Consider the following 22,324-nt stretch of genomic DNA (forward strand, 5'->3'; position numbering starts at 1 on the left):
CCAAATGCGTCATCGGCGGCGGCGCGGGATGCGGCCGTCTTGCGTCAATTCTTCAGCTTGTAGCCGGTGCGGAACATCCACGCGACGATCGCCAGCAGGATCACGAGGAACAGCGACGTCGCGCCGAGGCTGACGCCCACGTGCACGTCGGCGATCCCGTAGAACGACCAGCGGAAGCCGCTGACCAGGTAGACGATCGGGTTGAACAGCGTGACGACGCGCCACGCGGGCGGCAGCATGTCGACCGAGTAGAAGCTGCCGCCGAGGAACGTGAGCGGCGTGATGATCAGCAGCGGCACGAGCTGCAGCTTCTCGAAGCTGTCGGCCCAGATGCCGATCACGAAGCCGAACAGGCTGAACGTGATCGCCGTCAGCACGAGGAACAGCACCATCCAGAACGGATGCAGGATGTGCAGCGGCACGAACAGGCCGGCCGTGGCGAGGATGATCACGCCGAGCAGGATCGACTTCGACGCGGCCGCGCCCACATACGCGATCACGATCTCCCAGTACGACACGGGCGCGGAGAGAATTTCGTAGATCGTGCCCGTGAAGCGCGGGAAGTAGATGCCGAACGACGCGTTCGAGATGCTCTGCGACAGCAGCGACAGCATCACGAGGCCCGGCACGATGAACGAGCCATAGCCGATGCCGTTCACGTCGCTGATGCGCGAGCCGATCGCGGAGCCGAACACCACGAAGTACAGCGATGTGGAGATTACCGGCGCGATGATGCTCTGCATCAGCGTGCGGCGCGTACGGGCCATTTCTGCGCGGTAGATCGCGCGGATTCCATGGAGGTTCAAGTGTCAGGCTCCTTGCAGGCCGTTGCGGCGGTTGTCGATCAGGCTGACGAAAATGTCCTCGAGCGAGCTCTGCGTCGTGTGCAGGTCGCGGAAGCCGATGCCGGCCGAGCCGAGCGCGTTGATCAGCTTCGCGATGCTCGCGTCGTCGCGCTGCGAGTCGTACGTGTAGACGAGCGCGGCGCCGTCGGCCGCGCGTTCGAGCCCGAACGGCGCGAGCGCGGGCGGTACGTCGGCGAGCGGGTGCTCGAGCTGCACGGTGAGCTGCTTCTTGCCGAGTTTGCGCATCAACTCGTGCTTTTCCTCGACGAGCACGAGCTCGCCGCCGAGGATGATGCCGATGCGGTCGGCCATTTCCTCGGCTTCCTCGATGTAGTGCGTGGTCAGCAGGATCGTCACGCCGTTGTCGCGCAGTGAATCGACGAGCTTCCACATGTCGCGGCGCAGCTCGACGTCGACGCCGGCCGTCGGCTCGTCGAGGAACAGGATGCGCGGCTCGTGCGACAGCGCCTTCGCGATCATCACGCGGCGCTTCATCCCGCCCGACAGCGTCATCAGCTTGTTGTCGCGCTTGTCCCACAGCGACAGCGCCTTCAGCGTCTTCTCGATGTACGCGGGATCGGGCGCCTTGCCGAACAGGCCGCGGCTGAACGACACGGTCGCCCAGACAGTCTCGAACGCGTCGGTGGTCAGTTCCTGCGGCACGAGGCCGATCATTTCGCGGGCCGCGCGGTAATGATCGCGGATGTCGTGGCCGCCGACCGTCACGCGGCCTTCGGTCGGCGTGACGATGCCGCAGATCGAGCCGATCAGCGTCGTCTTGCCGGCGCCGTTCGGCCCGAGCAACGCGAAGATCTCGCCGGGGCGGATGTCGAGGGTCACGTGCTTCAGCGCCTGGAAGCCGGACGCGTAAGTCTTGGAGAGGTCGGAGACGGAAAGGATCGGTTGCATGCTCACGGATGGCACGGCCGGCCGGCGCGACGGCGTGCGCCGTGCGTGCCCGGCGTCGCCGCCGCTGCGAAGCGGCCGGGACCGGGGACGGCATGGCGAACGGGCGTCATGTCGAACGGCGTTGTGGTGCGGGATCGCAGGACCGCCATATTAGCAATCGGCAGATGGAAATGCATTCTCGTGGAAAGGGCGTGCGTTGCCGGTGCCGGATTTGCGTGAATTGACCGCGCATCGCTGCATAACGCGGCGATTTATTTGTGATGCGTGAACAATGGGTGCCGTTTTCGGCGAACCGGGCTGCGATTGCGTTTCGGCGCGACGGCAGCGCGGCCGGCCGGCCGACTGTGCCGCCCGAAGGCCGTCGCGCCGTACCGGGACGGCATGCGCGGCGCTCGCGATAATGCGTTCCTTTCATCGTTCACGGAGCGGGGCGCATGTCTTTGGTCGATTTCAAATCCGTGGCGGCGGCGCAGCCCGTCGCATGGAAATCCACGATCGTCGGCGAGGTCGGGCCGGCCAGGATCAAGGTGCTGCGCATGGATGCGCAGGCTTACGAGGCGGAAGTGCACGACTACAACGAGGGGCTGCTGGTGCTCGATGGCCGGATGATGCTCGAGGTCGCAGGCGAGACAATCATCGTGGAGGCCGGGCAGATGTACCTCGCGCTCGCCGGTGTGCCTCATGCGGTGCTGCCGGGCAGCCACGGCACGCTCGCGATCATCGACGTGTAAGGTTGCGCCGCAACATGCAGCCGGGCGGCTCAGGCCCGGCTGGCTTGGCCAGGCGCGGATTGGCGGTCGCCATTCAAACGCGTGTTATACAGCCTGGGTATTTGTCTGAGCAAATAAAAAGAAGGCTGTTTGAAAAATTGTTAAATACCGTGTAAACGCTAGGATTGCGTGGTTCCGGTCGTTTGGAACTCTGCATCCATTTACTTGTGGGTATCGTCCGATCATAGTCTCCACCAACGACGCATCACGATAACGAATCAAGCGTACGGATGGAGACCCATACATGAGACGCCTATCCGCGGGGCCAGTCGGACTGCCGTTTCCCGTTTTTTCGCTGAATGCCGGCGCGATGCAGATCGCGTGCCTGCGTTGTCCTGTCGCCGTGTAGCGGCGAACCACTTCCCGTTTCGATCGTTCTCACGGCGCCGTGCCGCATGACGGCGCCGCGGGAGCGCGCTTGCCTGCCGCCGCGGCGTGTGCCGCATTTGCCTGACCGGCATCGCGGCCGCCTTGCGCGCACCGTCATGCGCCGCGCGTCCGTGCCGCGGCGCGATACCAACCGGCGGGCCATGCAGCCTGTCCGGACGAGACTTGTCGTACCTGAAAAGGAGGGGTTGATGATTTGCATTCCTGAATGGCGGAAGGCGATTCTGTCGTGCGCGGTAGTCGCTTTGCCGTTCGTCGCCGGTTGCGGCGGCGGCGACGATCCGGGGCCGATCAACGTGCCGCAGTGCTCGGGCAGCGCGTGCGGGCCGAGCGGCTCTGAAACGACGCCGCCGGTCGTGACGAAGCTGTGTCCGGACGCGCTCGATTACACGACGACTTATACGGGCGGCGCAGGCAGTGGCGAGTATGTGAAGGTGAAGTTCGATACCACGAAGCTCACCTACCAGATGCAGTTCCTCGACTCGTCCGTGCCGACGTCTGCGGGGCAGATCAACAACACGCGCGCGGGCCTGACGATCAGCGGCGCGTTCCATCATCCGACCAATCTTCCGACCGCCGAGCAGAACCGCTGCGCGTTCGTGCTCGACAGCGGCGCGACGAGCGATGGCGCTTATGCGGTGACGATCAATCGAGCGGATCCGCCGATGCTGTTCGTCGGTAACGGCGTCGTGGGCGGCGGGATTCCGGGCGCGACGATCGCGTTCCAGGGGATCGAAGTCGTGCCGGGTTACTTCCTCGGTACCGTACCGTCGCGCACGTTCGACTTCTATCCGTTCATCGGCTTTACCGCCACGGAAACGGATTTCACGAAGGTGGCCGGCGCATACAACGAAGTCGGCATTCACCTGTCGCCGACCGGCACCGGCTATCAGACCACCACGCCGCAGGGCTGGCAGCCGGATGTCGTGAACTGGAACCAGACGCTCAATGCGGACGGCTCGTGCACGATCACGCAAGGCAGCGACTACTCGTGTCAGACGACCGGCACGCCGTGGACGTTGCGCAAGAACGCGGATGGCACGTCCGACAACGTATTCGTCAGCAATGCGCAGCCGGGGCAGGCGTATCCGTCGGCCGGCCAGGGGCAGCCGATCGTGCTTCTCGTGCCGAGCCAGGCCCATGGCGTGATGATCGTCGGCAAGCTGAACGGCGCACTGGTGCCGGTGGTGATCCGTGTCGGGTACGCGTATGCCCCGCCGGGCAATCCGTTCGGTTCGGTGGCCGATGCGGAAGTCGGCATCTCGATGCTCGCGCCTTCCACACCGGTTGCGGCAAACGTGCTAAAGGGCGGGTTCATCGGCGCGACGAGCGCGTCCGCGTGCGGTGTGGTGACGAACAACGGGCCGTCGAGCAATGCGGCGGCTGCGCGACCGAGTTTCGATCCGACGATCCCGCATCCGGAGCTGCCGGGCGTGTTCAACACCAGTTTCAATTACTTCGCGCCGTCTGCCGGCAACTGTACCGACGGCACCGCCGTATCGACCATCGCGGCGAACTACACGTCGACGCTCTTCCAGGGCAATACCGCGGCATTCATCGATCCGCAGACGTCGTCGGAGACGGCTCAGTTCGGGCTGGACTATACGCAGGCATCGCCCGGCAAGATCGCGGTCACGGCCAACAGCGACTTCAACGCGAAGGGCGCCAGCGGTAACGTGGCGATCTTCAAGAAGGGCGACACGGGCTGGATCGTGACGGCCGGCAACGTCTACGCGATGGTCGTCAACAACAGCCAGGTCAACCCGTTCTTCACGGTTGGCGCGTTCGTCCAGTAACCCTGCGTTGAACACGTAACACCGGCGGCGCATGCGTTGCCGCCGGCGAATCGAATTTCAAGAGGATTCCTATGAATTTGAAGCAATGGATGGCCGCGGCGTCGCTCGCGCCCGTGCTGGCCGCATGCGGCGGCGACGGCGACCCGCCGCCCGCACCGGTGGTCCGGCTGTGCCCGCAGACGATCGACTACAACACGGTGTTCATCGGCGGGTCGGGGTCGGGCGAACTCGTGAAGGTTCAGCTCGACACGACGAAGATGACGTACCGGATGACGTACCTCGCGTCGCCGGTGCCGACCACCACGGGCATCGTGCAGCCGACGCGCGACACGGCACCGGCCAACGTGGTCGACGGCACGCTGGCCGACGAAACCGGGCTGCCGACGGTGAAGCTGAACCAGTGCACGTTCCGGATGCAGAACGCGAGCCTCGACCCGAGCCGGCCCGCGCGGCTGTTCCTCGGCGAAGGCGTGCTGGGCGGCGCGATTCCCGGCGCGACGATCCAGTTCGACGGCGTGATCGGCGTCGGCAAGATCCCGAAGACGACGTTCCCGTACTACCCGTTCATCAGCTTCTCGTCGCTGGAAACCGACCTGACGAAAATCGCCGGCAAGTACAACCAGCTCGGCTATCACCAGGTGCCGTCGCAGAGCTTCCAGCCGGTGGCGCTCGACCAGCAGGTGACGATCAACGCGGACGGCAGCTACGTCGAGACCGACAACTTCGGCAAGAAGAACGGCGGGCAGCCGCTCGCGTCGAGCGCGACCGTGAACCAGCCGTTCACGCTACGGCCCGATGCGCCGGCGTTCCAGTCGCTCAACTACCTGCCGCAGATTCAGCCGACGCTCGCGGCGGTCGATCCGGCGAAGGCCGGCAAGGGGATCCTGATCGTCGGCAAGCTGCGCAACCAGCTCGTGCCGGTATTCATCCGCACCGGCGCCGCGAACGCGGACCTCACGCAAGGCCCGCCGAGCGCGGACGACGAATCGGGCATTTCGTTCCTGAGCCCGCAGACGGCGATCGCGCTCGGCTCGCAGAACGGCGAGTACACGGGGGTCGACAGCGCGTTCAACTACCGCGCGACCGCGCTCGTCGGCGCGCAGGCCACGCTGCTCGATCCGTTCAATGCGTCGCAGGCCGCGCTTACGCGTGCGCTGAACCTCGACTACACGCAGAAGGTGCCGGGCGTCGTGACGACCGTGCATGCGGACGCGGCGTCGGGGCCGGCGACCGGCAAGTTCGTGTTCACCGGCGGCGTATTCGGGTTCCTCGACATGAACGATACGACCAACCCGTACTTCACGGTCGGCGCATTCGTGCAGTGACGCACGCCTGGATGGAGACACGGTGGCGCCGCGCGCAGATGCGCGGCGCCCGGACAGAATGAGGGGAGACTTCATGAAGAAGCTGATTGTCGCGGGTGTCGTCGCAGGCGTGTCGACGCTCGCATCGGCCCAGCAGGCGGGCGACAACGTCGCGACGCTGGGCTGGCTGCACATCATGCCGCAGGATTCGACCAACGGGCTGACGACGAATCTCGCGAGCATGCCGATCAACGGGCCGCTGCGCCTGCCCGGGTCGTTCACGTCGCCGGGCACGAGCCTGACGGTCAACAACGCCGATACCGTCGGCCTCACGCTCACGCACTTCTTCACCGACCACATCGCGGTGACGTCGGTGCTCGGCGTGCCGCCCGAGTTCACACTGACCGGGCACGGCACGATCCGGCCGCCCGGCCCGGCCGGTGCGCTCGGCAGCGTCAACATGGACAATCCGGCGAACCAGCCGGCGGTGAAGAACGCGCGGCAGTGGAGCCCGACGGTCATTCTGCAGTACTACTTCAATTCGCCGACGGCGCGGTTCCGTCCGTTCGTCGGGATCGGCGTGGCCTATAGCTGGTTCAGCAACATCGAGCTGAACGGCAACTTCGCGAAGGACATCAACGAGAACCTCGGCAGCGTGCTCGCGGCCGGTGCCGGCAAGCCCGGGCCGACATCGGTGGAGGGCAAGGCGTCGTCGTCGTTCACGCCGGTCTACAACGTCGGCGCGAGCTATGCGATCGACAAGCACTGGGGCGTAACGGCGACGCTGACCTACATGCCGCTGAAGACCTACTCGTCGCTCGTGATCAAGGCGGCCGACGGCTCGACGCTCGCCACCACGCGCACGCGGCTGAAGGCTGACCCGCTGATCACGTTCGTCGGGATTTCCTACAAGTTCTGAGCCGACCGGTGCGCATGATGTGCACCGGCGGCTTCCTGCGACCGGCTGGCCGGACCATTCCGGCCGGAAGGTCGCGTTCCTGGCGGCGTGCCGCCATTTGTGAAGAGAGGGGGCAGTTCAAATGAGCATTCGCAAAATCGTATCGCTTGTTGCTGCAGTGGCTTTCACCGCGGTTTCGGCCGCGCCTGCTTTCGCTGTCACCGTTTCGCGTGCCGACGGCCAGCCGATGAACCCGAATGGCGAGCCGTTCTCGGCGTCGGGGATCACGAATCTCAGCAAGGGATCGATCAGCGCATCCTGTACCGCGACCTTCAACGGCACGATCACGTCGACCGGCATCGTCAACATCACGTCGACGCAGTTCACCGGCGGCGGGACGTGCGGCCTCATCGCTGGCAGCGCGAGCAGCGCGTCGCCGTGGACGGGGCAGGCTGACAGCACGACACAGCTGTCGATCAATAACGCGAAGGTGACCGTGACGCTGCTTGGTACTTGCGGGCCGAGCAAGGTCGTGACGGCGTGGAGCGATGCGAACTCGTCGCTGACGTTCAACAAGGCCGTGCTGACGCCGGATTGCACGGTGGGCGGCACGGTCCTGACGTCGCCGAAGTTCCACGTGCAGTAAGCGTCGCAGATCGAAGCAGGATGCCCGCCGCGCGCGAGGGCCGTGTGGTATGTGCGGCGGGTATTCGCGGTTTCGATGGGTCCGTGCCGTCGCGTGTATCGGCGCGGCGGCCGGATTCATTCTGCAGAGCGGTCGCGTTTCTCGTGTAAGGCCGCCATATATCAAGAGAGAGGGCCGTACAAATGAATATTCGTCAGATTGCATCGCTTGTTGCTGCAGTGGTGTTCACCGCGGTTTCGGCTGCGCCCGCATTGGCGGTAACCGTTTCGCGCGTGGATGGCCAGCCGATGAATCCGAACGGTGAGCCGTTTTCGGCGGTGGGGCTGACCGCGCTCACCATAAAGCAGATCATCGCGAACTGCTCCGTGACGTTCAACGGAACGATTACGCCTGCGGGTATCGTCAATATCGCGTCGGTGCAGTTCAGCGGAGGCAGCTTGTGTCAGCTGGTCAGCGGCAGCGCGAGCGGCTCTTCACCATGGACAGGGCAGGTGGAAAGCGCGACACAGCTTTCGGTCAACAACGTGCAGGTGGACTTCAAGGTGCTTGGAGCGTGCGGGCCGAGCAAGATCGTGGCGAAATGGAACGATTCGAATTCTTCAATGACTTTCAGTAATGCTGAATTGACACCGGATTGCAAGTTTTCCGGAACGCTCATGGCGTTGCCGAAGCTCCACGTGCAGTAAGCGCGTCGCGAATCGACGCGGGTTGCCGTTGCGCACGAGGGCCGTGCCATATGTATGGCGGACTCCCCATTTCTAGATGCATTCGTGTCGTCGCGCGTATCGGTGCGACGGCCGGCTGGCCGCCCGTGTCGCGATCCGATTCGGGTGGACATGCAGGGCTGGCGTGGCGTGCCGCGCTGTCCGATTCGATTGAAACAACACAATTCCAATTGGCCAGAACTATCCCGGAAGACCCATGCTTACCGATCCAGCAAAGTATGGAGATGCCCGCGGCGCGACGCCTGATCGGCTGCGCACGGCCGCGTGGCTGCAGTACCTGATCCAACGACTCGACGCCGCCGCGTGCGCGGCGGAGGCGGGTGACGCCGGTGACACGACGGCCATCGCGTCGCACGCGATACGCATGCGGGCTGGCGCGAACCTGTCCCGAGATGCGACGGCGATGCTTCACCGGCTCGCGCCGTGGATCGCCTCGGACGGTGGCATTTGCGCATGCGATCTGAGCGACCCGCGCGGTGCATGCTCGCATGTGCCGTCGATGCAGCAACTCGCCGAAGCCGAACGCAGCTGCCCCGGCTCGCGCGCCGTGTTCGACACCGCGTACGGTGTGATCGATGCATGCGCGTTCGACGATCCCGATGTCGGCTGGGCCGCACTCGGGCGAATTGCCGGCGGCGTCGAATGCAACGGGGGCGATGACGGTGAATGTACCGAACATGAAAAGGGCGCGCAGGGCGACACGCCGGCCGTGAAGAACCTGAGAGAAAGGCTGGCCGGTGCCGCGGCGGCGAGTGGAGAAACGTCGGCGATGCCTGGCACCGTCATCGATGCGATCGTGCTGCGCGTGTGCGGGCCGCGCAACGACGCGTCGCGCATCGACGAGATGGCTGCGCTCGTGACGTTCTCGGCCGCACTCGCCGCTGGCGACGGGACCTCTGTTGCCGCGTATGGCGGTCAGCACAACCTCGTCGCCCAGGCGATCCGCACGCATCGCGCCGATCTCGCGTCGGTGGACGGTCTGCTCGCGGCGTTGTCCGTGTGCAGGCTCGATCAACTCGTCGGCGCGGGCAGCTTCTGGGCCTACTACTTGCTGGCGGGCATCGTGATTGCAGCGCCGGATGCCGTGCACGAAGTCGGTCGCCGCTTTCACGGTGACGAGTGGCAAGCGTGGCTCAATCACGTGCTCGCTTGGCCAGCGGTCAGCCGATTCGGGCCGAAGGAGGATGTCGCGTTCGAACGCCTGCAAGGCGCGATGAGCCTGACGTCGCGATGGAATCCGATCGTCCGCGGGAAACGGATGCGCAAGCGGGGTGTTGTAACGCCCTGATTCGGGGAGCACGTGGGATGGACACGGCCGGCTGGGGCATCGCCTGGGCCGAAGCGACACGCAAGGATTCCAAACGAATCGCGCACGAGCGCCCTGGCTTGCGCCGAAGTGCCGGCCTCGTTCGCACGCGCGAATGGGCGTCCGGCGGTGGCGCACTGAGCCTTCGTGTCGTCGGCGCCCACGCCGGCCGCGCGCCACGCCGTCCACGCCATCTATCATTCTTGACTGCCTGACTGCCTGACTGCCTGACTGCCTGACTGCCTGACTGCCTGACTGCCTGACTGCCTGACTGCCAGACCGCTAGACCGTCTGACCGCCTCGCACCTCCCCCAATCCATGCACCCTCGACCGAACGCAGTATGATTCCGCAGTCGATGCCGGCGATCGCTTCGCTGTAGCCGCCCGCCCGCACCGCCAAAGATCTGCCAAGCTTGTTGTAAGCCGGACGCAAACAGCCGCCGTGTGAGAGCGCCGCCGCGAACCCACGTCCGGACCACCTTCATCGAAACGGTCAGTCAGATGTCAAAGCAAAACAAGAAGATCCTCCTCCTGAGCGTCAGCGCCGGCGCCGGCCATACCCGAGCGGCCGAAGCGATCCGCGCGTTCGCCGACCACCATCCCGCCGGCATCGAAGCCACCCACCTGGACGTGATGGATTTCGTGTCCACCGGCTTCCGCAAGCTGTACACCGATCTCTACATCAAGCTCGTCAGCAGCCAGCCGGCGCTGTGGGGCTACCTGTACCAGAAGACCGACGAAGTCGATCCCGCCGCGCCGTCGCAGAAGATCCGGCGCGCGATCGAGCGGCTCAATTGCCGGACGCTGCTCGCGGAGATCGAGCGGCAGCGCCCGGACGCGATCATCTGCACGCACTTCCTGCCCGCCGAACTGCTGTCGCGCGAGATCCGCAAGGGGCGCGTCGACACGCCGGTGTGGGTGCAGGTCACCGATTTCGACCTGCACAGCATGTGGGTCGTGCCGAACATGCGCGGCTATTTCGCGGCCAACGACGAGATCGCGTGGCGCATGCATGCGCGCGGCATGGCGCCCGACACGGTGCATGTCAGCGGCATCCCGATCATGCCGGCGTTCGGCCAGCCGCTCGACCGCGCGGCCTGCGCGGCCGAGTTCGGCCTCGATCCCGCGCGCCGGACGTTCCTGATGATGTCCGGCGGCGCGGGCCTCGGCGGGCTCGACGTGCTGGCCGCGCGCCTGCTCGAGATGGATGCCGATTTCCAGTTGATCGCACTGGCAGGCAAGAACAAGGCGATGCTGGCGTCGTTGCAGGAACTGGCCGCGCAGCATCCGGGCCGGCTGTTTCCGCAGGGCTTCACGCAGCAGGTCGAACGCCTGATGGCCTGCGCCGACCTCGTGATCACGAAGCCGGGCGGCCTGACGACGTCCGAATGCCTTGCGATGCAGCTGCCGATGATCGTCAACTCGCCGATTCCGGGCCAGGAAGAGCGCAATGCGGATTTCCTGCTCGAACAGGGTGTCGCGCTGAAGGCGATCGACGACGATGCGCTGGTCTACCGGATCCGCGCGCTGCTGCAGACGCCGGAGCGTCTTGCCGACATGCGCCGCCGTCTCGCGCCGCTCGGGCGGCCGCTCGCCGGCCGCTTCGTGCTCGATCGCGTGCTGGGCCTGGAGCCCGCCGCATGAGCGTCGCGCGTTTTGTGCCGACGCGCCATACGGTGTTCGTCGTCGCGTGGGTCGTGCTGCTCGCGTACTTCTTCGCGAACGTCGAGATCCAGATCGAAGGCAGCGCGGGCTGGGCGGCCAACCTGCCGACGTGGCGCATCGAGCATCACTGGCTGCTCGACCTCTTCTGGGGCGGGCGGCCGATGACCGGCTACCACGCGTGGGTGTTCCCGTTCGTCGCGCTGTTCTTTCACCTGCCGGCCGTGTTCAACGGACGGTGGTCGTGGCGCATCGAAGCCCGCATCATCGCGTGCATCATGGTGTTCTGGCTGACCGAGGATTTCCTGTGGTTCGTGCTGAATCCGGCGTATGGCCTGGCCCGCTTCAATCCGGCGAATGTGCCGTGGCATATCCACTGGCTCGGCGTGGCCCCGACCGACTACTGGACGATGAGCGCCGCCGCGATCGTGCTGTTCATGCTTTCCCGCGAGCGCAAGCGCGCCTTTTATTGATCCCCGACCCGACATGAAAACCGCCGTCATTACCGCGATCGCCGTCACGCTTGCCGGGCTCGTGCAGCCGGCCCACGCGGACCCGGCCTCCGAGGTGTCCGCCCGGCCGATCAAATGGGCGCAGAGCGTGGCCGATGTGCATGTGAACAACCTGCATCGCATCACGCCGACGCTGTACCGTAGCGCCCAGCTGTCGCGCTCGGACGTGCCGGAACTGCAGAAGCTCGGCATCCGCAAGGTCATCAGCTTCCGTTCGTTTCACGCGGACGACACCATCCTGGCCGGTACGCAGATCAGGATGCAGCGCATCCGGATCAACACGTGGGACATCCGCGACGAAGACATGGTTACCGCGCTGAAGGCGCTGCGCACGGCCGACCAGGACGGCCCGGTGCTGATCCACTGCCAGCACGGCGCCGATCGTACCGGCCTCGTGTCGGCGTTGTACAGGATGGTGTATCAGGGCTGGACGCGCGAGCAGGCGCTCGATGAACTGCAGCACGGCGGCTACGGTTTCCATCCGATCTGGCAGAACATCACGAACTACTTGAAAAACGTCGACGTCGAGCGTTTGAAACGGGAAGTGAACAGCGGCTGACGACCCCATGCAAAACGCCGCCGACAATCGCTGTCGGCGGCGTCTTTTCAGTACGCTGATGCGCGGGCAACACGCCCGCCGTCGTCAGACCGTCTCCGGCTGCCGCACCGCCTTTGCGATGTTGCGAGCCATTGCCCCGTTCGCGACAAAGTAAGGCACATCCACCCGAGCAAGCGCCTTGCGCCCGCGAATCCTGTCCGCGATCTTCTCGGCGATCATGATCGTCGGCGCATTGAGGTTGCCGGTCGTGATGATCGGCATGATCGACGCATCGACGACGCGCAGCCCTTCGAGCCCGTGCACGCGGCCTTCTTCATCGACCACGGCCATGTCGTCGTACCCCATCTTGCACGAGCACGACGGATGGAACGCGGTCTCTGCGCGGGCGCGCACGAACGCGTCGAGTTCCTTGTCGGACTTGCAGTCCGCACCCGGATTCAGCTCGCGGCCGCGATAGCGATCAAGTGCCGGCTGCCGCATGATTTCGCGCGTCGCACGGATCGCGTCGCGGAACTCGCGCCAGTCGAGCGCTTCGGCCATGTAGTTGAACAGGATGCTCGGATGATCGTTCGGATCGCGCGAGCGCAGCTTCACGCGGCCGCGGCTCGGCGAGCGCATCGAGCCGACGTGCGCCTGGAAGCCGTGCATCTCGATCGCGTTCGAGCCGTTGTAGTTGATCGCCACCGGCAGGAAGTGATACTGGATGTTCGGCCACAGGTCGTCGTCGCGCGTGCGGATGAAGCCGCCCGCCTCGAAGTGGTTGCTCGCGCCGAGGCCGGTGCCGTTCAGCATCCATTCGAGGCCGATCTTCGGCTGGTTCCACCACTTGAGCGCCGGGTACAGCGAGACCGGCTCCTTGCACTCGTACTGGATGTACATCTCCAGGTGATCCTGCAAGTTCTGGCCGACACCGGGCAGGTCGAGCACGACGGGAATGTCGAGTGCCTTCAGCCACGCGCCGGGGCCGACGCCCGAGCGCTGCAGCAGTTGCGGCGATGCGATCGCGCCGCTGCACACGAGCACTTCGCGGCGCGCATGCGCGGTCGCGCGTTCGCTGCCGCGCAGGTACGTGACGCCCGACGCGCGCTTGCCGTCGAACAGGATGCGGTCGGCGAGCGCGTGCGTGACGATCTCGAGGTTCGGTCGCACCTTCGCCTGGTCGAGGTAGCCGCGCGCGGTGCTGGCGCGGCGGCCCTTCGGCGTGACGGTGCGGTCCATCGGGCCGAAGCCTTCCTGCTGATAGCCGTTCAGGTCATCCGTGCGCGGATAGCCGGCCTGCACGCCCGCATCGACCATCGCCTCGAACAGCGGGTTCACACCCGGCTTGCTGGTCGTGACCGACACGGGGCCGCTGCCGCCGTGATAGTCGTTCGGGCCGACGTCGCGCGTTTCGGCCTTCTTGAAGTACGGCAGGCAGTCGAGATACGTCCAGTTCTCGAGGCCCTTGTGCGTCGACCAGTTGTCGTAGTCGAGCGCATTGCCGCGGATGTAGCACATGCCGTTGATCAGCGACGAGCCGCCGAGCCCCTTGCCGCGGCCGCATTCCATCCGGCGGTTGTCCATGTGCGGCTCGGGGTCGGTTTCGTATGCCCAGTTGTAGCGGCGGCCCTGCAGCGGGTAGGCGAGGGCGGCCGGCATCTGCGTGCGGAAGTCGAAGCGGTAGTCGGGGCCGCCCGCTTCGAGCAGCAGCACCGTCACGTCCGGATCTTCCGTCAGGCGCGTTGCGAGCACGTTGCCCGCGGAACCTGCGCCGCAGATGATGTAGTCGTATTCGCGTGTCGTCATGACGGTCAATCTCCTTTCGTGATCCTTAAAACACCGGGTTGTAGCGGCCGAGCTCGACCTGCACCGACTTGATTCGAGTGTAGTGCTCGAGCGTCGTGATGCCGTTCTCGCGTCCGACACCGGATTGCTTGTATCCGCCAACCGGCATCTCGGCCGGCGATTCGCCCCACGTGTTGATCCAGCAGATACCGGCTTCGAGACGATGGATCGTGCGGTGCGCGCGCGACAGGTTCTCGGTCACGACGCCGGCCGCGAGGCCGTAGTGCGTGTCGTTCGCGCGGGCGATCACTTCGTCCTCCGATTCGAAATCAAGGATGCTCATCACCGGCCCGAAGATTTCCTCGCGGACGATCTTCATGTCGTCGCGGCAATCGCCGAACACGGTCGGCGCGACGTACTGGCCGCTGCCGAAGTGGCCGTCGGTCAGGCGCGTGCCGCCCGCGAGCAGCTTCGCGCCTTCGGCCTTGCCGCTTTCGATGAAGCCGAGCACCTTGTCGAGCTGCGCGGCCGACACGAGCGGACCGAAGTTGGTATCGGCATCGGTCGGCTTGCCGACGCGGATGCGCTTCACGCGTTCGAGCACACGCTGCGTGAACGCATCCTTGATCGAGCGGTGCACGAACACGCGCGTGCCGTTCGTGCAGACCTGGCCCGAGCTGAAGAAGTTGGCGGTCACCGCGATGTCGGCCGCGCGGTCGAGATCCGCATCGTCGAACACGATCAGCGGCGATTTGCCGCCGAGTTCCATCGTCACTTCCTTCAGCGACGATGCGCCGGCCAGCGACATCACCTTCTTGCCGGTTTCGACGCCGCCGGTGAACGACACCTTCGCGATGTCCGGGTGGCCCGTCAGCAGCGCGCCGACCGAGCCGTCACCCTGCACGACGTTGAACACGCCGGCCGGCACGCCGGCTTCCGTATAGATTTCCGCGAGCTTCAGCGCGGTGAGCGGCGTGACTTCACTCGGCTTGAACACCATCGCGTTGCCGGCCGCGAGCGCGGGGGCCGTCTTCCAGCACGCGATCTGGATCGGGTAGTTCCACGCGCCGATGCCCGCGCACACGCCGAGCGGCTCGCGGCGCGTGTAGACGAACGATTCGGCGCGCAGCGGCACCTGCAGCCCTTCGATCGCGGTCGCGAGGCCCGCGTAGTACTCGATCACGTCCGCGCCGGTGACGATGTCGACCGCGAGCGTCTCGCCGATCGGCTTGCCCGTGTCGCGTGTTTCCAGCGCCGCGAGTTCGTCGTTGCGCTCGCGCAGCAGGTCGACCGTGCGGCGCAGGATGCGCGAGCGCTGCATCGCGGTCATCGCGGCCCATTCACGCTGGCCTTCCTGTGCGGAGGCCACCGCGCGATCGACGTCGGCCGCGCTGGCCTGCTGCACCTGCGCGAGCAGTTCGCCGGTGGCGGGATCGAAGGTGTCGAAAGTCTTGCCGCTCGTGGCGTCGACGTAACCGCCGCCGATGTAGAGGCGCTGCAAACCGAATACGGACATGAGGATCTCCTTGAGGGCGACTGCGTCGCGCGTCAGTCTGACGCGAGCAGCAGGTCGATGTAATCGTGGGCGAGCTTCAATGCAGCCCGGGTGTCGATGGGGCCGCCGGCGAGTGCGCCGCGCAGCCACAGGCCGTCGATCAGCGCGGCGAGGCCGCTGGCGGCTTCGCGCGCTTGCGTGCGCGGCAACGCCTTCGCGAATTCGGCGCACAGGTTCGAGTGGAGGCGCCGCGTGTTGACGTGCTGCAGGCGCTTGAGCATCGGGTCGTGCATGCTCTGCGACCAGAACGCGAGCCATGTCTTCATCACGGGCGCGCTGACCTGCGTGTCGTCGAAGTTCGCGGCGACGATCGCGCGCAGCCGGGAGCGCGGGTCCTTGCGTGCCGCCACGCGGCGGCGCGTGGTGGCCGACCACAGGTCGCGCAGCACGTGCCGCATCGTCGCTTCGAGCAGGCCGTCCTTGTCGCCGAAGTAGTGGCTGACGATGCCCGTCGAGATGTTCGCGCGCTGCGCGACCGAGGCGAGCGTCGTGCCGGGCAGGCCCGCCTCGTCGATCGAGCGTAGCGTGGCGTCGATCAACTGTGCGCGGCGAATCTCCCGCATTCCGACTTTCGGCATCGCGACTCCCTTCGCCCGGACGGGCCGTCCATGGAAGTCGAGAGCTTAGCGGTTTTTTATTGATCGTTCAATCAACAAAAAATCGGGGTCCGACGGTGAAGACGGTACCCCGACAGGTGAGCGGGGCCTCCGATCGCGCGTTGTGCAGGTGCGGAAAAATAATTGAAAGATGATTAAAAAAGCTGGAGTTTGTTTAAAACGCTTTCTGAAGTGAGCGATCAATCCGGTTAATCATTGCAGGTGCCGAATCGATTACGGAATGAAAGAGTATTGAGTAGTGTGACATTCGGTTAAGCGCGGAAGTCGACGCGCGAAACGGCGTCACGATTTTTTCATGAAAATCCGTTTGAAATAGGCGAATGAAACGACTTAAATCATTGATTAAAAATGAATTTGTATCGATTGAACGGCGACCGGCTGCCGCTCCGCAAACGATTGCGATCGCCCTCGAATGCATTCCGCATACCATAAAAAATGCTGGAATAATTTGAATCGGCCGCATTTCCTAACAGAGTAGAGGGTATCGTTGGAATGACTTGAGTCAGTAATATTGTCCGTATTAGTATGGCGCCGCACTACGAGGAATGAATCGATGCCGCCGGTATTGCCGCGGTGCATGGGCCAATCGCGCGATTCGGATCGCGCGTGAAAAACCGGCGCAGTCATTGCGCACCTGCAGCATGCCGCGACGTCGAGACGCCGCATCCACCGGAGAACGACGATGCTGACCGAAAAACACGTGATCCCGCTGCCGAATGGTCTGAAGGTTTACGTCGAACGGAACGTGTTCGACCCGGCGTTCGACACGGCGATGCTCGTCAACGGCGCCCTCGCGACGACCGCGTCGTTCGGGCAGACCGTCCAGTATCTCGGCGAGCGGATGAACACGATCTGCTTCGACCTGCCGTATGCGGGGCAGTCGCGCCAGCACAACCCGGGCTGCTTCATCCTGACGAAGGACGACGAGGCCGCGATCCTGCAGCACCTGGTCGAGCGCTTCGCGCCGGCGTACCTCGTGTCGGTGTCGTGGGGCGGGGTCGCGTCGCTGTTCGCGCTCGCACGCGGCTGCCCGAGCGTGCGGCGCGCGGCGATCTGCTCGTTCTCGCCATTCCTGAACGATGCGATGGTCGACTACGTGACGCGCGCCCGCGACCACATCGCGGCCGGCGAGAACCTGAAGGCCGCGCAGTTGCTGAACGACACCGTCGGCCGCTACCTGCCGCGCATCATGAAGTTGTACAACTACCGGTATCTCACGCGCCTGCCGCGCGACGAGCAGGACCAGGTCGCGTTCCATGTCGACCAGATCCTGTCGCTGCAGCCGGAGCGCTACCTCAGCGAGTTCTCGAACATCGGCTGCGAGCTGCTGTTCCTGAACGGCGAGCGCGACGAATACACGACGCCCGCCGACGTGCGCCAGCTCGGCGCGCATGTGCCGCGCGCGCGGTTCGCGACGGTGCCGGACGCCGGCCACTTCCTCGACATCGAAGGCCGCGCGCAGCGCGAATACACGCGCTCGGCGCTGCTCGACTTTTTCTGCGGCGGGTCGTCGTTCGCCGCCGGCATCGCGCTCGCCACCTCGCAGGCGTGCGTGCCTGCTCCGATGCACGCGCTTTCGTCGTGACGCCGTACGCCGTGCGTCCGGACCGCGCGGCGCTCCCCAATTCCCATCCCAACGAGGCAGGCCAGCCGTGAATATCGTTCAGACCATCGCCATCGTCGTTCCGTGGGCCGTGTGGCTCGCCTACTGGATCGCCACTTCGCAAGGCGTGAAGACGACCGTGCGCAAGGAAGCGTCGCGCTCGCGCACGTTGCAGTCGATTCCGCTAATCGTCGGCGGCGCGCTGATCATCCTGCCCGATCCGTCGTGGCAGGCGCTCGTGCCGGACTGGCAGCGCTTCGGCCTGCAGGCGCAGTGCGGGCTCGCGGTGCTGGTGGCCGGCCTGCTGTTCTCGGTGTGGGCGCGGCTGCACCTCGGCACGAACTGGAGCGTGTCGGTCACGCTGAAGGAAGACCACGAGCTCGTCCGCACGGGGCCGTACGGGCTCGTGCGTCACCCGATCTATACGGGCTGCCTGATCGCGCTCGTCGGCGCCGCGCTGATCGGCGGCGAATGGCGCGGCGCGATCGGCGTGCTGCTCGTGTTCGCGTCGCTCGCATACAAGGTGCGCGTCGAGGAAAGCTGGCTGACCGGGCATTTCGGGCCGGCGTACACGCAGTACCGTCGCGAAGTCGCGGCGCTGATTCCCGGCTTCTACTGAACCCCGCGAGGCGCGCGATGGCGAAGATGATCGTGACCGCGATCGGCTCGGCGGGCGACGTGCATCCGCTGCTCGGCGTCGCACGCACGCTCGCGGCGCGCGGTCACGACGTCGTGTTCTGCACGCATGCGCCGTTCGAGGCGGCCGTGCGCCGTTGCGGGTTCGCCTTCGTGCCGATCGGCACCGCGGCCGAATACGAGGCTGCGATGGCGAACCCCGCGCTGTGGGATTCGCGCACGTCGTTTCGCACGCTGTGGGAGGTGATCGCGCCGACGCTGCGCCCGCATTACGACGCGCTGCGCGCGCTGACCGACGACGATACGGTGCTCGTCGGCACGCTGTGGGCGTTCTCCGCGCGCTTCATGCAGGAGCTGCACGGCACGCCGTATGTGTCGGTGCAGGTGTCGCCGTCGACGCTGCTGTCCGCGCATGCGCCGCCGACGCACCCCCGCCTGACGATTCCCGCGCGCTGGCCGCTGCCCGTGAAGGCGGCGCTGATGACGCTGATCGAGCGGCAGGTGCTCGATCGTACGTGCGGTCCCGCGCTCAATGCGGTGCGCCGCGCGCTCGGGCTTGCGCCGGCGCGGCGCGTGCTGGGCCGCTGGCTGCATTCGACCGATGGCGTGCTGTGCCTGTTTCCCGGCTGGTTCGCGCCGCCGCAGCCCGACTGGCCGTCGAATCATCTGCAAAGCGGGTTCCCGTTGTTCAACGATATTGCGACCCCTGAAGACGATGTGGCACTCGATGCGTATCTCGCGGCCGGTGAACCCCCGGTCGTGTTCACGGCCGGTTCGACACGCGTCGATCACGCGGCATACGCGCGCGCGGTGGCGGACGCGCTGCGCGCGACCGGCGCGCGCGGGATCCTGCTGACGCCGCACGATGCGGCGCCGGACGATGACCGGCTGCTCGTGCGCCGCTTCGTGCCGATGCGCACCTTGCTGCCGCGTTGCCGCGCGCTCGTGCATCACGGCGGGATCGGCACCGCGGCGCTCGCGTGCGAAGCCGGGATCGCGCAGGTCGTCACGCCGTTCGCGCACGACCAGTTCGACAACGCGCAACGCGTCGTCGCGAACGGCTGCGGCGTGCGCGTCGATGGCCCGGTCGACGGCGCGCGGCTCGGCGCGGCGCTCGCACGCGTGCTCGACGAACCGGCGTTCGCGGTGTATGCGAAGCGCACGCGTGCGCTGCTCGCGGCCGCGCCGGACGGCTGCGAGGCGGCCGCCGATTTCATCGAACGATTCGTGCCGGTGCGCGGGCGCGTGGCCGCACGGGCCGATTTCGCGGCGGCCGGCGCATGAGCACCGCGTCGCCGCTTCACGACGGGCCGGTCGCGCCGTCCGCGTTCGACGTGCCGGCGCCCGCGCCGGCCGCGCAGCCGGTGCGTGGCATCCGGCTCGCGTTGCTGACGTTCGCGCTGTCGCTCGCGACCTTCATCGAGGTGCTCGACTCGACCGTGACGAACGTCGCGGTGCCGGCGATCTCCGGCAGTCTCGGCGTATCGAACAGCCAGGGCACGTGGGTGATCAGCTCGTATTCGGTCGCGGCCGCGATCGCGGTGCCGCTGACGGGCTGGCTCGCGCGCCGCGTCGGCGAGTTGCGGCTGTTCGTCGGCGCGATCCTGCTGTTCACGCTGACGTCGCTGCTGTGCGGGCTCGCGCGCGACCTGCACGTGCTGGTGATCTGCCGCGCGCTGCAGGGGCTGTTTTCCGGGCCGATGGTGCCGCTGTCGCAGACGATCCTGCTGCGCACGTTCCCGCCGGACAAGCGCACGATCGCGCTCGCGCTGTGGGCGATGACGGTGCTGCTCGCGCCGATCTTCGGGCCGGTGGTCGGCGGCTGGATCGTCGACACCTTCTCGTGGCCGTGGATCTTCCTGATCAATTTGCCGATCGGGCTGTTCTCGTTCGCGGTCTGCACCGCGATGCTTCGCCCCGACGCGCAACGCGGCACGGCCGGCCCGATCGACGTGCCGGGCATCGTGCTGCTCGTGATCGGCGTCGGCTCGCTGCAGGCGATGCTCGATCTCGGCCACGATCGCGGCTGGTTCGGCTCGCCGCTGATCGTCACGCTCGCGGTAGTCGCGGGGTTGTCGATCGTGTCGCTGCTGATCTGGGAGGCGGGCGAAGCGCATCCCGTCGTCGATCTCGGCCTGTTCCGCGATCGCACGTTCTCCTTCTGCGTACTGATCATCTCGCTCGGGATGATGAGCTTCTCGGTGGTCGGCGTCGTATTCCCGCTGTGGATGCAGGCCGTGATGGGCTACAACGCGTTTCACGCGGGGCTCGCCACGGCGTCGCTCGGCGTGCTCGCGCTGGTGTTCTCGATCCTCGTCGGGCTGCATGCGCATCGCTTCGACGCGCGCGTGCTCGCGACCTTCGGCTTCCTCGTGTTCGCGGCCGTGCTCGCGTGGGATGCGCATTTCACGCTGAAGATGACGTTCGCGCAGATCGCCGCGCCGGGGCTGATCCAGGGAATCGGGCTGCCGTGCTTCTTCATTCCGCTGACCGCTGCGACGCTGTCGCGCATTCCGGACGACCGGCTCGCGGCCGCGTCGAGCCTGTCGAACTTCCTGCGCACGCTGTCCGCCGCGTTCGGCACCGCGATGAGCGTGACGCTGTGGGACAACCGCGCGACCTATCACTACGACGTCGTGTCGCAATCCGTCACGCACGCGTCGGCGAACACGCAGCGCTTCGTGCACACGCTGAACGCGATGGGCGTGGACGGCGTGCGCGAGCTGTCGACGCTGCACCAGGTCGTGATGCAGCAGGCCTACATGATGGCGACCAACGACATGTTCTGGATGGCGAGCATGACGTGTCTCGTCCTCGCGGCAATGATGTGGCTGACGCGGCCGAAGCGCGGCGCGGCGGCGTCGTTCGGGCATTGAGGAGAGGAGCATGACGACACTCGGCGCACTCGTGATCCTGTATCACCCGAGCGAGGCACAGCTCGACGCGCTCGGCGCATGGCGGCATGCGTGCGACGCGCTGCTCGTCGTCGACAACACGCCGCAGCCCGATGCGCGGGCCCGCGAGCTGTGCGCGCGCGAGGGCATCGCGCTGCTGCATCACGGCAATCGCGGCGGGATCGCGGGCGCGTACAACGCGGGGCTCGCGGCGCTGTTTCGCGATCGGATCGACGCCGTCGCGCTGTTCGACCAGGATTCGTCGGTGCCGGCCGCGTATTTCCCCGCGATGCGCGATGTCTGCGCGGGGCTTGGCAGGCGCGCGTTCCTGGCCGGCCCGCGCATCTTCGACGAGAACGCGCGCAGCTTCCTGCCCGAACTGTCGACCAACGGGATCGGGCTGCGCCGCCTGCGCATCGAGCCGGGCGCGCCGCTGCAGCGCTGCGCGTTCCTGATTTCGTCGGGCTGCGTCGTGTCGCGCGACGCGTTCGACGTGCTCGGCCGTTTCGACGAGACGCTGTTCATCGATCACGTCGATACCGAATACAGTTTCCGTGCGCTGTCGCGCAACGTGCCGCTCTATGTCGTGCCGTCGCTGGTGCTGCCGCACCGGATCGGCGCGAAGCAGCGTCACGCGATCGGCCCTTTTGAAATGACGTCGATGAATCACTCGTGGCAACGGCGCTATTACAGCGCCCGCAATGCGGTGCAGCTCGGGATGCAGTACGGGTTGCGCTTTCCGGTGGCGATCGTGCCGAACCTGTTGACGATGTGGCAGATCGTGCAGATCGCGCTCGTCGAACGCGACAAGCGCGCGAAGCTCGCCGGCATCCTGTTCGGCATCGCGGACGGCCTGTTCGGCCGGCTCGGCCCGCTCGAACGCACGCGGCCGCGTCTGGCCGCGCGTGCGCAACGCGTGCAGCAAGGGTGAGGGGC

General features: G+C 66.0%; 20 protein-coding genes. 15 read left to right on the forward strand and 5 right to left on the reverse strand.

Translation table 11 applies throughout. The annotated features are described in order from the left end of the window. Positions 1-44: 44 nt before the first annotated feature. Together CFB82_RS21080 and CFB82_RS21085 are read right to left on the reverse strand one after the other, a co-directional pair. Complete coding sequence (locus CFB82_RS21080) at positions 45-806, reverse strand: ABC transporter permease (RefSeq protein WP_011354149.1); 762 nt, start codon at positions 804-806, stop codon at positions 45-47. A gap of 3 nt (positions 807-809) precedes the next feature. Then, entirely contained in the window at positions 810-1,754 is a 945-nt protein-coding gene (locus tag CFB82_RS21085) for an ABC transporter ATP-binding protein (RefSeq protein WP_069252391.1), read from the reverse strand. Between the two features lie 434 nt (positions 1,755-2,188). On the opposite strand from CFB82_RS21085, the gene CFB82_RS21095 reads away from it, so the two are divergent. The 10 genes from CFB82_RS21095 (at position 2,189) to CFB82_RS21140 (ending at position 12,319) form a co-directional block, all read left to right on the forward strand. Beyond that, positions 2,189-2,485: a cupin domain-containing protein gene (locus tag CFB82_RS21095; RefSeq protein WP_069252390.1), complete on the forward strand. Its 297-nt coding sequence runs from the start codon at positions 2,189-2,191 to the stop codon at positions 2,483-2,485. A 617-nt stretch (positions 2,486-3,102) separates the two neighbouring features. Further along, positions 3,103-4,707 (forward strand): DUF2957 domain-containing protein, encoded by a 1,605-nt coding sequence (locus CFB82_RS21100; RefSeq protein ID WP_089485141.1) that lies wholly within the window; start codon positions 3,103-3,105, stop codon positions 4,705-4,707. A 71-nt stretch (positions 4,708-4,778) separates the two neighbouring features. Then, complete coding sequence (locus CFB82_RS21105; RefSeq protein ID WP_089485142.1) at positions 4,779-6,032, forward strand: DUF2957 domain-containing protein; 1,254 nt, start codon at positions 4,779-4,781, stop codon at positions 6,030-6,032. Positions 6,033-6,105: 73 nt separating this feature from the next. Next, on the forward strand, positions 6,106-6,930 hold the full coding sequence (locus CFB82_RS21110; RefSeq protein WP_089485143.1) for an OmpW/AlkL family protein: 825 nt from the start codon (positions 6,106-6,108) through the stop codon (positions 6,928-6,930). A 121-nt stretch (positions 6,931-7,051) separates the two neighbouring features. Continuing rightward, positions 7,052-7,555, forward strand: a complete 504-nt coding sequence (locus CFB82_RS21115; protein ID WP_069252386.1) for an activator protein — start codon at positions 7,052-7,054, stop codon at positions 7,553-7,555. Between the two features lie 182 nt (positions 7,556-7,737). Continuing rightward, positions 7,738-8,241: an activator protein gene (locus tag CFB82_RS21120; protein WP_089485144.1), complete on the forward strand. Its 504-nt coding sequence runs from the start codon at positions 7,738-7,740 to the stop codon at positions 8,239-8,241. Positions 8,242-8,476: 235 nt separating this feature from the next. Continuing rightward, positions 8,477-9,568, forward strand: a complete 1,092-nt coding sequence (locus CFB82_RS21125) for a hypothetical protein (protein ID WP_089485145.1) — start codon at positions 8,477-8,479, stop codon at positions 9,566-9,568. 519 nt (positions 9,569-10,087) lie between these two features. Further along, positions 10,088-11,230, forward strand: a complete 1,143-nt coding sequence (locus CFB82_RS21130; protein ID WP_089485146.1) for an MGDG synthase family glycosyltransferase — start codon at positions 10,088-10,090, stop codon at positions 11,228-11,230. After that, on the forward strand, positions 11,227-11,721 hold the full coding sequence (locus tag CFB82_RS21135) for a hypothetical protein (RefSeq protein ID WP_089426822.1): 495 nt from the start codon (positions 11,227-11,229) through the stop codon (positions 11,719-11,721). Before CFB82_RS21130 ends, CFB82_RS21135 begins: the two co-directional genes overlap by 4 nt. A 13-nt stretch (positions 11,722-11,734) precedes the next feature. Continuing rightward, positions 11,735-12,319, forward strand: a complete 585-nt coding sequence (locus CFB82_RS21140; protein WP_089485147.1) for a dual specificity protein phosphatase family protein — start codon at positions 11,735-11,737, stop codon at positions 12,317-12,319. An 84-nt stretch (positions 12,320-12,403) separates the two neighbouring features. Here CFB82_RS21140 and betA read toward each other — a convergent pair whose 3' ends face one another. The 3 genes from betA to betI are packed head-to-tail and all read right to left on the reverse strand — an operon-like array spanning position 12,404 to position 16,216. Beyond that, the gene (betA, locus tag CFB82_RS21145; protein ID WP_069252380.1) at positions 12,404-14,104 is read right to left on the reverse strand and encodes a choline dehydrogenase; all 1,701 of its coding nucleotides are present in this window, start codon (positions 14,102-14,104) and stop codon (positions 12,404-12,406) included. 25 nt (positions 14,105-14,129) lie between these two features. After that, positions 14,130-15,599, reverse strand: coding sequence for a betaine-aldehyde dehydrogenase (gene betB, locus CFB82_RS21150; protein WP_089485148.1), 1,470 nt, complete (start codon positions 15,597-15,599; stop codon positions 14,130-14,132). Between the two features lie 32 nt (positions 15,600-15,631). Further along, positions 15,632-16,216, reverse strand: coding sequence for a transcriptional regulator BetI (gene betI / locus CFB82_RS21155; RefSeq protein ID WP_021160333.1), 585 nt, complete (start codon positions 16,214-16,216; stop codon positions 15,632-15,634). Between the two features lie 721 nt (positions 16,217-16,937). On the opposite strand from betI, the gene CFB82_RS21165 reads away from it, so the two are divergent. The 5 genes from CFB82_RS21165 to CFB82_RS21185 all read left to right on the forward strand — a co-directional run bounded on the left by CFB82_RS21165 (position 16,938) and on the right by CFB82_RS21185 (position 22,319). Further along, on the forward strand, positions 16,938-17,840 hold the full coding sequence (locus CFB82_RS21165) for an alpha/beta fold hydrolase (protein ID WP_089485149.1): 903 nt from the start codon (positions 16,938-16,940) through the stop codon (positions 17,838-17,840). Between the two features lie 67 nt (positions 17,841-17,907). Next, entirely contained in the window at positions 17,908-18,477 is a 570-nt protein-coding gene (locus CFB82_RS21170) for a methyltransferase family protein (RefSeq protein ID WP_089485150.1), read from the forward strand. A gap of 17 nt (positions 18,478-18,494) precedes the next feature. After that, on the forward strand, positions 18,495-19,778 hold the full coding sequence (locus tag CFB82_RS21175; RefSeq protein WP_089485151.1) for a glycosyltransferase: 1,284 nt from the start codon (positions 18,495-18,497) through the stop codon (positions 19,776-19,778). Then, positions 19,775-21,370, forward strand: a complete 1,596-nt coding sequence (locus CFB82_RS21180) for a DHA2 family efflux MFS transporter permease subunit (protein WP_089485152.1) — start codon at positions 19,775-19,777, stop codon at positions 21,368-21,370. Before CFB82_RS21175 ends, CFB82_RS21180 begins: the two co-directional genes overlap by 4 nt. A 10-nt stretch (positions 21,371-21,380) precedes the next feature. Beyond that, positions 21,381-22,319: a glycosyltransferase family 2 protein gene (locus CFB82_RS21185; RefSeq protein ID WP_089485153.1), complete on the forward strand. Its 939-nt coding sequence runs from the start codon at positions 21,381-21,383 to the stop codon at positions 22,317-22,319. The last annotated feature ends 5 nt before the right edge of the window (positions 22,320-22,324 follow it).

This window comes from Burkholderia sp. HI2714 (assembly GCF_002223085.1).
GTDB classification, from domain to species: Bacteria; Pseudomonadota; Gammaproteobacteria; order Burkholderiales; family Burkholderiaceae; genus Burkholderia; species Burkholderia lata_D.